9 protein-coding genes are annotated in these 11,646 nt (G+C 69.3%); 5 read left to right on the top strand and 4 right to left on the bottom strand.

Features of this window, described 5'->3' with window-relative positions; genetic code table 11:
* Positions 1–517: 517 nt before the first annotated feature.
* Positions 518–757, bottom strand: coding sequence for a hypothetical protein (locus VD972_RS42385; RefSeq protein ID WP_324995261.1), 240 nt, complete (start codon positions 755–757; stop codon positions 518–520).
* A 219-nt stretch (positions 758–976) separates the two neighbouring features.
* On the opposite strand from VD972_RS42385, the gene VD972_RS42380 reads away from it, so the two are divergent.
* Together VD972_RS42380 and VD972_RS42375 are read left to right on the top strand one after the other, a co-directional pair.
* Positions 977–2,329 (top strand): RtcB family protein, encoded by a 1,353-nt coding sequence (locus VD972_RS42380; RefSeq protein ID WP_324995259.1) that lies wholly within the window; start codon positions 977–979, stop codon positions 2,327–2,329.
* A gap of 141 nt (positions 2,330–2,470) precedes the next feature.
* Complete coding sequence (locus VD972_RS42375) at positions 2,471–3,397, top strand: TIGR02266 family protein (RefSeq protein WP_324995257.1); 927 nt, start codon at positions 2,471–2,473, stop codon at positions 3,395–3,397.
* 21 nt (positions 3,398–3,418) lie between these two features.
* On the opposite strand, the gene VD972_RS42370 is transcribed toward VD972_RS42375, so the two are convergent.
* Complete coding sequence (locus VD972_RS42370; protein ID WP_324995256.1) at positions 3,419–4,069, bottom strand: site-2 protease family protein; 651 nt, start codon at positions 4,067–4,069, stop codon at positions 3,419–3,421.
* 291 nt (positions 4,070–4,360) lie between these two features.
* On the opposite strand from VD972_RS42370, the gene VD972_RS42365 reads away from it, so the two are divergent.
* Complete coding sequence (locus VD972_RS42365; RefSeq protein WP_414654218.1) at positions 4,361–5,263, top strand: MBL fold metallo-hydrolase; 903 nt, start codon at positions 4,361–4,363, stop codon at positions 5,261–5,263.
* Positions 5,264–5,272: 9 nt separating this feature from the next.
* On the opposite strand, the gene VD972_RS42360 is transcribed toward VD972_RS42365, so the two are convergent.
* Positions 5,273–7,549: a sensor histidine kinase gene (locus VD972_RS42360; RefSeq protein WP_324995251.1), complete on the bottom strand. Its 2,277-nt coding sequence runs from the start codon at positions 7,547–7,549 to the stop codon at positions 5,273–5,275.
* A 173-nt stretch (positions 7,550–7,722) separates the two neighbouring features.
* Between VD972_RS42360 and VD972_RS42355 the strand changes: the two genes are divergently transcribed.
* On the top strand, positions 7,723–9,069 hold the full coding sequence (locus VD972_RS42355; protein ID WP_324995248.1) for a hypothetical protein: 1,347 nt from the start codon (positions 7,723–7,725) through the stop codon (positions 9,067–9,069).
* Positions 9,070–9,084: 15 nt separating this feature from the next.
* Here the strand turns inward: VD972_RS42355 and VD972_RS42350 are convergent, their stop codons facing one another.
* On the bottom strand, positions 9,085–10,242 hold the full coding sequence (locus VD972_RS42350; RefSeq protein WP_324995246.1) for an App1 family protein: 1,158 nt from the start codon (positions 10,240–10,242) through the stop codon (positions 9,085–9,087).
* A gap of 115 nt (positions 10,243–10,357) precedes the next feature.
* Here VD972_RS42350 and VD972_RS42345 point away from each other — a divergent pair.
* On the top strand, positions 10,358–11,646 hold a 1,289-nt coding region (locus tag VD972_RS42345), incomplete at its 3' end, for a PAS domain-containing protein (RefSeq protein ID WP_324995244.1).

Below are 11,646 nucleotides of genomic sequence, written 5' to 3'. Positions count from 1 at the left end.
TGGAGAAGCTCCCGCCGCTGATGCGGGACTTCCCAGCTGACATGACGGTGTCCTCTGTGGCGGAGGCCGCTCCAATCTCAGTCCACTGAAGAGCCGCCTTCGTCCGGGCCGGGGCAGCACTCCTGCCCCGCGCAGGCACGCGTGCGGCCCCCTGGACTGAGCCTTCGGCCTGTGGGGCGTAGTGCGAGTTGCGGCCTGATCTGTCCGGCCCTCGCTCGGTGGCCTCCCCGGCGCCAGGCCCGAGTCGGGATCAGGTCATCCCGGTAAGCAACCAGAGAGAGAAAGCCCCTTTCATGCCTCGCGGGTCCGCCTTGGCAGGTGCGGAACTGTTCGGAAATGTCGGGGGTTTTGAGCGCACAAAGTCCCGACATTTCCGAACAGGAGCCAGCGCCCCCACGCCCGAAGGCGGTGCGAGGCTCCCTGGAAACGAGCGCACGCTCACCCAGGCATCAGCCGGTAGAGCTTCCTATCCTTTCCGAGGGGCCGCCCGCCTGCCTGGGGGCTACCTGCGCGGCACCTAGAGCGAGACGGGCTCATTGCCCTTCTTCTCTGAAGCCTCTGCCTTCACGGGCGCCTCACAGTGATCGCTCTTGCGGTTGGGGTGACAGTGCCGCAGGCCATACACGTGATGGCAGCCACACGGATCCACTCGCTTCTTCGCACACACGGAGGGGTTGAACGCTTGGCCCGCCGGAGGCGCCGCCGGAGGCGCCGCATGCAACGTGATCGTCAGCAACAATCCACCCAGAGTCACCATCGCCCTACCCCCTGATGCTGTGGGGAGATGAATGGGAATGGTGTGCGATTGCGGCAAGCCCTCATTCCCTTCGAGCGCGGCCAGATGTACTCAGGTAGAACTTCGGCCGACCCGCAGCCTGCCCTCCCTCGAAGAGGGTCGCCCTTTCTCCTACCGTCAGCTTCCTCTGGAGGGTGCCGTCGCTGCCGCGTGTTGAATGTCCCTAGGGAGGGCTGTGCCATGGGCTGGATTCAACGGTTGGAGAAGGTCTCGGAAGGGCACTACGTGCTGCCGAAGACCAAGACGATGCGGGTCGACGCCGATCTGTTCCTTTCCGACAAGCTCCTCTATGGCGACGGTGCGGACACGGCGGGCCTGGAGGAGGCCGTCTTCGATCAAGTCGTCAACGCCGCCTCCTTCCCAGGCGTCACCCGCGTCGCGGTGACTCCGGACTGCCACGTGGGCTACGGCGTGCCCATCGGCACCGTGGTGGAGACCGACGGCATCCTCCTGCCCACCGCCGCTGGCTACGACATCGGCTGCGGCATGGTGCAGCTCAAGACGACGCTCACCGCCGAGGACGTGGCCGACAAGGAGAAGCGCCGCCGGTGGATCGACCAGGTCATCCAGCGCATCGCCGTGGGCGTGGGCGCCAGCCGGGCCCAGAAGCAGCGCCACATCTCCGCGCGAACCTTCGCCGAGGTGGTGCGCCACGGCGCCAAGGCCCTGGGCCGCAACGCCTCCACCACGGAGCGGGACTTCATCCCCGTGGAGGATGACCGGGTGGACATCCCCGAGAAGGCGTACGACAAGCGCGATCAGCTCGGCAGCCTGGGCGGGGGCAACCACTTCACCGAGATGCAGGTAGATCAAGACGGCCGCGTGTGGGTGATGCTGCACACGGGCAGCCGTGGCTTCGGGTGGAACATCGCCAAGCACTTCTTCGTGGAGGGCGCGCATGCGCTGGGCCTCAAGAGCCGCAGCGAGGACTTCATCTGGCTGGACGCCGAGTCGAAGCTGGGGCGCGAGTACTGGAACCTGCACAACATGGCGGCCAACTTCGCCGTGGCCAACCGGCTCATCATCGGCGAGGCCGTGTGCGCCGCGCTCGAGGAGGTGTTCGGCGGCACCGCGGACATCTACTACGAGATCTCCCACAACCTCATCCAGAAGGAGGCCGGCAAGTTCGTGGCGCGCAAGGGTGCCACCCGCGCCTTCCCCAAGGGGCACCCGGCCCTGAAGAAGACGGTGTGGGAGAACACGGGCCACCCCATCCTCATCCCGGGCTCCATGGAGACGGGCAGCGCCATCCTCTTCGCCGAGGAGGGCGCGGCAAAGTCCATCTACTCGGTGAACCACGGCTCGGGCCGGCGGCTGTCACGTGGCGAGGCCCGGCGCCTGCTCCAGCAGGATGAGACGGATCGGCGCATGGCGGAGGCTGGCATCCTCCTCAACACCCGGAATACGCCGCTGGACGAGTCGGGGCCCTGCTACAAGAACCTCGACGACGTGCTCGAGACGGTGGAGCTGGCGGGGCTGGCCAAGGTGGAGCGGCGCCTCAAGCCGGTGGCCTGCATCAAGGGCGCGGACTGAGGCCTGGGGCCCGGTAGGGCACCCTCCCAGAGGGGAGGGTGCTTGCCTGCCTGCCCTGGGTTCACGGGGGGTGGGTCTTCAGGGGGCTCGTGGCCCGGCCTGAGGGGCGGTAGAGTGGTGCCTCGTCTGGAGTCCTCCGAGATGAGTCCGTCGTCCAACGCCCATAACCGCCCACACACCGCCCGCGAGTCCGAGCTGGCGCGCGAAGAGTCCGAGCTGAACTCGCTCGAGTCGCGCCTCACGGATCAGGCTGCCCGAGCCACCAGCGAGGCGACTACGCTGGCCTCGCGGCTGACCCAGGTGCGCTCCGAGCTGACCCGCCTCGAGTCCGAGCACTCCGGAGACGTCTCCCTCCCGGAGATCGGCGCCCGGCTGCAGGCTGCCGCCATCCCGGAGCTGGCGGTGGACGCCGCGCGGGAGAAGGCGCTCACCGCCCGCCAGAAGGCGCTGGACGCTCGCCGCCAGGCCACCCAGGACATGCAGATCGCCCTGCACGCCTTCCAGCAGCAGACCAGCGCGCTGACGAAGGAGTTGTCCGAGGCGGAGGCCCGGCTCAAGGAGATCGTCGAGTCCGCCACCCGAGCCCGCCGCGAGCAGGAGGCCGCTCGGAGCCGCGAGGCACAGAGGGCTCGCGCCGAGGCCACTCGGACTCAAGCCGCCGCTCGGGCCGCGGCGGCACCCGCCTCCACTTCCGCCGCCCCTGGCAGGTCCACCCCTCCGGGTCTCTCGGGGCGGGGGCACACCCGGGTGCGGTTGCAGACGAACATCCACCTGGGCAGCGACTCGAACTTCTTCACCGGCTTCTCCACGGACATCAGCGAGGGCGGCGTCTTCGTCGCCACGGTGGAGACGGTGGCACAAGGCACGAAGGTGGACGTGGACTTCACGCTGCCGGGCGGCCGGCCGTTGAAGGCCAGCGGCGTGGTGCGCTGGCTGCGCGAGCCGAACAACCACATGCCGGACCTGATGCCGGGCGTGGGCGTACAGTTCCAGGAGCTGCCGTCCGAGGTGGCCTCGCTCATCTCGGACTTCGTGCGCAAGCGCGAGCCGCTGTTCTACCCGGACTGAACCCCGTCCGCACAGCGGACTTCAGCTCAGGCCGATGCCCATGATGATGTCGCCGAGCAGGGACTGGATGTAGCTGATGGGGCCCATGAGCACGCTTCGCCCCAGGACGATGAAGGCAATGAGCAGGAAGGGGCTGAACTGCACCACCTGCTCCCAGAATCCCCGCAGCCGGTAGGGAATGAAGTTCTCCACCACGCGGCTGCCATCCAGCGGGGGAATGGGCAGCATGTTGAAGACGGCGAGCCCCACGTTCATCACCATCGCGGTGAAGAGGAACTGCTGCAGGCCCGGGTTGGTCTCCAGCGTGTCCGGAGCCCAGCGCAGGGTGAGCCCGTAGGACACCGCGCTCGCGATGGCCAGCAGCAGGTTGGACGCTGGGCCCGCCAGGGCGGTGATCATCATCCCCGTGTTCATGTTCACGTCGCGGCGGAAGCGCGCCGGGTTGACGGGCACCGGCTTGGCCCAGCCGAAGGGCACTCCCAGCATGGGCAGCAGCAGCGTGCCGATGGGATCGATGTGCGCCACCGGGTTGAGCGTGAGCCGCCCCTGCATCGCCGCGGTGTCGTCTCCCAACCGCCACGCACTCCAGGCGTGAGCGAACTCGTGCACGGTGAGCGACAGCACGAGCGGGATGAGCAGCATCACCCGCTCCATGATCATCTGGGGGTCCATGGGGGCTCTTCTTTAGAGCGGAGGGCTGGGGGAGCGCCAGTCATCCGTGGCGTGGATGAAGCGGGCCCATCCTACCCGCTTCCTGCCTGCCCGCCGTTCACAGGTTCGCTCCGTGTGGCTGCCTGACTGCTCGGGCGCCCACAGGACGTCCCTCCGTCATCCAGGCAGCCATGCTCCGGAGGGCTCGCCCTCTTGGGCTCGACGGATTCCTCCCAGTCTTCCCATGGCACACCTTTGCTCCAGACTCGGGCCGCGACACAGGCCCCAAGCCCTGGAGCCCACGCCATGGCGCTGCGCATTCACCACCTTAACTGCACGACGATGTGCCCGCCCGGCAGGCGGCTGATGGACGGGCGGAAGGACGTCCAAGGCCCGGCGGCACTGGTGTGCCACTGCCTGCTGGTGGAGACGGACCGGAGGCTGGTGCTGGTGGACACGGGCTTCGGGCTGAACGACGTGCGCGAGCCCCGGCCTCGGCTCAGCCGGTTGTTCCTCGACGTGCTGTGCCGTCCTCAGCTCCACGAGGAGATGACGGCCATCCGGCAGCTGGAGCGGCTGGGCTTCAAGGCCACGGATGTGAGCGACATCCTCCTGACGCACCTGGACTTCGACCATGCGGGCGGGCTGGACGACTTCCCCTGGGCGCGAGTGCACCTGCTGGACGCGGAGTACCAGGGGGCGGTGGCGCAGCAGACGGCGCTGGACCGGCGGCGCTTCCGGCCGCGTCAGTGGATGCACCAGACGAACTGGGTGACTTACCCCACGCCCAAGGGTGGCGAGCGCTGGTACGGCTTCGAGTGTGTGCGCGAGCTGTCCGGGCTGCCGCCGGAGCTGCTGTTCGTGCCGCTCCTGGGCCACACGCTGGGGCATGCGGGCATTGCACTCCAGGCGGAGGGGCGCTGGCTGCTGCACGCGGGGGACGCGTACTTCTTCCACGGGGAGATGGACCCGTCTCGGCGGCGCTGCCCGCCGGGGCTGCGCTTCTACCAGACGCTCATGCAGAAGAACGCTCGCCTGAGGCACTACAACCAGGAGCGGCTGCGCGAGCTGGCGCGCCGGCACACCGCCGAGGTCACGATCTTCTGCGCCCATGACGCCGAGGAGTTCGAGCGGCTGGAGGAGCTCGAGAAGGTGCCCGCCGACTCTCCCCTGCGCACCTTGCCCGTGCAGCCCGAGCCCACGCTGCACGTCTGATCACCCGCCTCAATGAGGCCCCGGCGGGCCTCCCGGCTCCAGCTCCCCCGCGGGCTGTGGCACCCGCGGCAGCTCCACCGTGAAGAGGGCTCCCTGCCCAGGTGCGCTCTCCACCCGGATGGTCCCCCCGTGCGCCTCCACCAGCTGACGGACGATGTAGAGCCCCAGCCCGAAGCCCGCATGCCGGCCAGCGGACTTCTCCCGCGCGAAGCGCTCGAAGATGCGCCGCTGCGCCTCCTGTGGAATGCCCATCCCATGGTCTCGCACCATCAGCCGGGCCCGCCCTTCCACCTGCTCCACCCGGATCTCGATGGGCTTGCCCCGCCCGAACTTCAGCGCGTTGGAAAGCAGGTTCGTCACCACCCGCTCCAGCCGCAGCCGGTCCCACCACCCGTCGATCTCCCGCTCCGCCTCGAACGAGAGGCGGCAGCCCGCCTCGAGGGCCTGCTCGCCATGGCGCTCCACCACCTCGCGCACCACCTCCGAGAACTCCATCCTCGAGATGTCCAGCATCAGCTTCCCCGAGGACAACCGCGACAGATCCAGCAGGTTGTGCAGCAGCTCCCCCAGCCGCTGGGATTGCCGGAGCGCCGCCTCCAACCCCTCACGCACCCGCTGCGGCTCCTGCTGCGGAGCCACCCGCTGCAGGCGCGTCAGCAGCAGCTGCAGCGCGTTGAGCGGATTGCCCAGGTCATGCGAGGCAACGCCGATCAGCTCCAGCGCCTGCTGCGTCTCCTGAAAGAGCCGCGCATTGTCCAGCGCCAGCGCCAGCCGCCCTGCCAGCTCCTCCATGAACACCTGATCCGACACCGTGAAGAGGCGCTCTGGCTGGCTCGACAGCAGCACCAGCGCGCCCAAGGTCTGCTCGCCCACCTTCAGCGGCACCGTGAGCACCGAGGTCAGCTCCAACCGCCGGATCATGCGCAGGTGCTCCTCATCCGCGGCCACCTGCTCCAGGGCCTCGTCCGTCACCTTCTCGATCCGCTCCGAGCGGCCCGTGTGAACCACCCATGAGGCCCCGAGCAGCGCCTCGGGATGGGGCGGATGGCTCTGGATCATCTCCCTGAGCAGCTGCTCCTTCTCCAGGGAGGCGTGCTTCACGGCCCGCGGCTGCAGCCACTGCCCCCCCGGTGCCAACATAAAGAGGATGCACCCGTCCGCCAGCTCCGGAACGAGCAGCCGCACCAGCTCGGCCACCGTCAGCTCCGACTCCAGGAGCTGGTTGAAGATGCGGCCGGCCTCCGCGAAGAGCCGCTGGGTGCGCTCGGCGCGCCGGCGCTCGGTGACGTCCCGGAGCACCTGGGTGAAGCCCTTCAGCCCCCCGCGCTCGTCTCGCAGCTCACTGTAGATGACCTCCGCCCAGAACCGCGTGCCGTCCTTGCGCAGCCGCCAGCCCTCGGTGCGCAGCCGTCCGTCCCGCTCGGCGCGCGCCAGATCCCGCTCTGGCTCTCCCGCCGCCACGGCCTCCGGTGTGTAGAAGATGGCCATGGGGCGCCCCAGCACTTCCTCCGTCTTCCAGCCTTTGATGCGCTCGGCGCCCGGGTTCCAGCTCGCCACCCGCCCCTGCGCGTCCAGCAGGCAGAGCGCGTAGTCCTGCACCCCCTCCACCAGCAACCGGAAGCGCTGCTCGGAGTCCTGCGCCTCCCGGTGCAGGGGACGCAGCTTGCGAACGAGCACCCACGCCAGGCTCATCATCCCCAGCAGGCCCAGCACCAACGCGGTGAGGATGAGCTCCCGTGCTCGTCGATGCTCGAGGAGCTCCTGCTCGATGCTCTGCACCATGCGTCCATCGCTGTAGCGCGCCAGCTGCTCCAGCGCCGCGTCCACCTGCAAGCGCGCGGGCCCCACCTGCTCGCGCAGCCGCCCTTCCGCCTCCTGTCGGCGGGGAGGTGGCTGAGTCCACAGAAATTTCTGTACCGCCTCCTCGTGCTCGCGCTCCTCGCGCATGACGTCTTCCAGCAGCTCGGACCCGGGATGCTCCTGCATCCGCAGGCGCAAGCGCTCGGCCGTCGCCAGGAAGCTCGCGCGCTCGGCCTTCATCTGCTCCTCGATCAGCGGCTCGCGAGAGAGGACAAAGCTCCGGGCATGAGCCACCTTGTGCTGGAAGGCCGTGCGCAACCGGTCCACCTCGAGCTCCAGGAGCGCCAGCTCCCGGTGGACGTTCTCACTGTCCAGGTGCACCGCCTGCACGGCGAGCAAGGAGGTGACGAGGAGGGCGATCGCCACCCCCCAGGAGGCCACGAACGCCACCCCAATGCGGCGCGTGAACGTCCAGGAACGCCTCATCCCCTCCCCCCTCGGGCCCGCGGGGGCCGCGCAAAAGGTGGCCCAGGGAGCGGTAGGGAAGAAGTGGTTCTCGCGGGCGGGAAAGTGTTGGGAAGTGACTCCCGCGTGGGCAGGTGCCCTTCCCTCGGAGCACGAGCGACCCCAGCTTGCCCACCGGGGAAGGTGGCGGGAGCATGCGGCGAGGGGGGGGACTCGGCTGGGGCGTGTGCCTCGTGGGCCTGTGGCTGGCGGCCTGCAATACCACCCTCACGTCCCAAGACGGGCCCGAGCACTCTTCGCGGCGCTCCTCCTGCCAGCCGATGACGTGTGAGTCGCAGGGGCTGAGCTGTGGCGTTGCGATCGACGGCTGCGGCGGCACCCTGCACTGCGGCGACTGCCCCGAGGGCCAGGTGTGCGGTGGCGGCGGCACCCCCAACGTGTGCAGCCCTCCCATGTGCCAGCCCGGCACCTGCAAATCGATGAAGAAGAACTGCGGCGACGTCCCGGACGGCTGCGGTGGAACCTTGCACTGCGGCACCTGCACGGCTCCAGAGACCTGTGGCGCCAGTGGTGTGTCCGGCGTCTGCTACACCTCGCAGCCCGTCTGCGTGGACCAGGAGCTGGGCAGCGCGCTCCCGGTGACTGTGAAGGGCACTACCGCCTTCAGCAACAACGACCACCAGGCGTCCTGTGGCGGCAACCTCGCGCCCGATCGCGGCTTCCTGTGGACAGCACCAAAGAGCGGCACCTTCATCTTCGACACGACGCGCTCGGCCCTGCGCTCGCTGGTGGCAGTGCGGCACGGAGGCTGTGGTGGCGAGGAGCTGGCCTGTGCCACCGAGGGCAGCTCCCCTGGGGGTGGAGCGAGCGTCACCGTGGCGCTGGAGGCGGGGCAGACGGTGCTGGTGGTGGTGGACTCGCCTGGCGCCAGTGCCTTCGGTTCGGGCTACTTCGAGCTCCACATCGACGAGAAGCGCGAGAGCGAGGCGGGGGCCTGCTTCGATGGGCGGGACAATGACGGGGACGGCGGGGTGGACTGCGCGGACACCCCGGACTGCCAGGGCGAGCCTGGCTGTACCGGCCTCGGGTGCGCGAACCAGGAGCTCGGCAGCGCTCTGCCCATCACCACCCATGGCGAGACAGTGGACTCAGGGGACGGCTTCACGGGTACGTGCGGGCCGCAGCTCCAACAGGACCGGGCGCACCTGTGGACGGCGCCGAAGAGCGGCACCTTCGTCTTCGACACGGCGGGCGGAGGCTGGAGCAACGCGCTCTACGTCCTTGCCAGCTGCCGCGGAGCGGAGCTGGCGTGCGCTGTGGGCTCCACGGGTGGAACGCAGGCCGCGGTGAAGGTGACGCTCCTCCAGGGGCAGTCCGTGCTGGTGGTGGTGGACGGCATGGCCAACGATGACTCCGAGGAGCCCATCCGCTACACACTCCACATCAGCGAGTACATGCCCACCGAGGCAGGCCACTGCGAGGATGGGGCGGACAACGACGCGGATGGGGCCACGGATCATCAGGACACCGACTGCCGCTGAGCGCCCGGCCTGTCTTCATCCCCCCTCGCGCCCCAGCCCATCCAGCACCGTGCGAGCATCCGCGTCCTCGCGCTGGTGCGCCTCCACCCGCGGCACCTCCTCCCAGCGGATCCACCCTCGGCTGGCCGCGTGCCGCGCCGCCGTCACCGTGTCGTCCACCACCACCAGCTCGCTCCCCGCCGCCCTCACGTCCTCCGCGATGCGCGACAGCTCCACCGCCCGCTGTGCGCGCGAGGGCACGTTGCGGATGTACACGCACCGGATGCGCCCGGGGAACTCGCGGACAGTCGTGCGGTAGTGCTCCGCATCCTCCTGCCCGCTGTCGCCAATGAGGATGAAGGGCAGGCGCTCCAGTGTCCCCAGCACCCCGCGGATCTTGTCCAGCTTGTGGCTGTGCCCACCGCCCGGCGCGAAGCCCTGGCGGGACAGCCCCCAGTCCCTCAGCAGCAGCGGCCCTGCCGGAATCCGGTGCAGCGCCAGGAACTCATCCAGGTGCTCGTACAGGTTCCACGGGCTGCTGGAGACGTAGAAGATCGGGTTGGCCGCCCCACCCCCGCGCCCCTCCCGCAGCGCCGCGTAGAACGCATCCACCCCCTCGAAGGGCAGCCGCGTGCGGTGCTCCGTCAGGAACAGCGCCCAGGCCCGCTTGAGCGGGTTCGTCACCCCCGTGGCAATCACCGTGTCGTCAATGTCGCTGATCACCCCCAGCTCGGCGCTCGAGCCCGCCACCAGCACCGGCGCGGAGACGAGCGCCACCCCCTCCGGCTCGGGCGCGAGCAGCTCCAGCTCCACCAGGTTCCACCCCGGCGCCACGCCCTCCGGCGGCGGCACCCACAGCTCCAGGAACCCCTCCTCGTCCGTTGTCCCCTCCCAGCGCTTGCCACCCCAGTGCACCGCCACGTGCGCACCCGGAATCTCCCGCGTCGCGTAGCGCTTGTAGGAAGCCACGGCGCTGCCCACCAACGTCCGCCGCAGGTGCGCCGGCCGCACCTCCCGATCCTCCAACACTCGCGCCTGGATCAACGCCCGCTCCCCGGTGCCATAGCCCCGGTAGGGCAAGATCCGCAGCGGCCGCGCCACCCCCAGCCGCCGCCTCACCCGGCGACTCCATCGATCCCAGGCCGCATCGGCCCGGACAGCGAACTCGAAGATTGCTGGCTTGAGAGCTGTCATCACGCTCCGGATCACTTGAACCGATACGGGCCCACTTCACCCACCTTGGAACAGCTTCCCCGAGGTCCTTCCCTTGCTTCCATTTCTATCAAGGTTTCCCTAGATTTTCAGGACATTGGAAACCGTCGAGAAGGCTCGACTGGAGGCCCTGCGCAGCTACAAGGTGCTCGACACAGCGCCTGAGCCTTCGTTCGACGACATCACCCAGCTGGCCGCGCAGCTGTGCAGCACCCCCATCGCCTTCATCGCCCTGGTCGATGAGGAGCGCGTGTGGCTCAAGTCCCGCGTGGGCACGGACACGCGGGAGATGCCGCGGGACGACGCCTTCTGCGGCCGGGCCATCCTCCGCCCCGAGCTGCACGTCGTGCCGGACACCCTCACCCAGCCGCAGCTCGTCCAGCACCCGCTGGTGGCCTCGCCCCCCCACCTGCGCTTCTATGCGGGCGCGCCGCTCATCACTCCGGAGGGGGTGACGCTCGGCACCGTCTGCGTCGCGGACCTCGTGCCCCGCCAGCTCCCCCCTGCTCAGCTCCGAGGCCTGGAGGCGCTGGCGCGCCAGGTGGTCAGCCAGCTCGAGCTGCGGCGCATGAACCTCCTCCAGACGCACCTCATCCAGGAGCTGCAGACGAGCTCCGAGCGCTTCTCCGTCCTCCAGCGTGCCACCAACGACATCGTCTGGGACTGGGATCTGGTGAGTGGCCGTGTCTCCTGGAGCGAGCGCGTCACCGAGGTGCTCGGCTATCCGCCGCAAGAGGTCCGCCAGGACTCTGGCTGGTGGCCTTCCCTCGTCCACCCGGATGATCGCGAGCGCGTGGCCGAGGGCTTCCGCCGCGCCGTCCACGGTGGCAGGAAGCTCTGGTCGGACGAGTACCGCCTGCGGCGCGCCAACGGCACCTACACGCGCGTGCTGGATCGCGGGGCCATCCTCCGCAACTCGGCCGGAGCGCCGGTGCGCATCCTCGGCACGGTGATGGACATGAGCGAGCGCGAGGAGATGCGCTCGCGGCTGGCGCTGACGGACCGCATGGCCTCGGTGGGCACGCTGGCGGCCGGGGTGGCGCACGAGATCAACAACCCGCTGGCCTATGTCATCGCCAACCTGGACTACTCCCGCCAGGAAGTGGAGGCGGCGGTGGCCGCCCAGGTGCCGCCGGATGGGAATGAGCTGCCCCGAGCGCTGCGCGAGGCCCGCGAGGGCGCCGAGCGGGTGCGCCTCATCGTCCGGGACTTGAAGACGTTCTCCCGCCCGGATGACACGCGCATGGAGCGGGTGGATCTGCAGCGGGCCATCGACTCGGCGGTGACGCTGGCGTGGAACGAGATCCGCCACCGCGCCCGGCTGGTAAAGGCGTACCGTCCCGTCCCCGAGGTGTGGGCCAATGAGGCGCGGCTGGGGCAGGTGTT

This window comes from Hyalangium sp., assembly GCF_035629615.1.
Classification (GTDB): Bacteria; Myxococcota; Myxococcia; order Myxococcales; family Myxococcaceae; genus Hyalangium.
The sequence above is the reverse complement of the archived record's forward strand: the minus strand, read 5'-3'. Positions and strand labels throughout refer to the sequence as shown.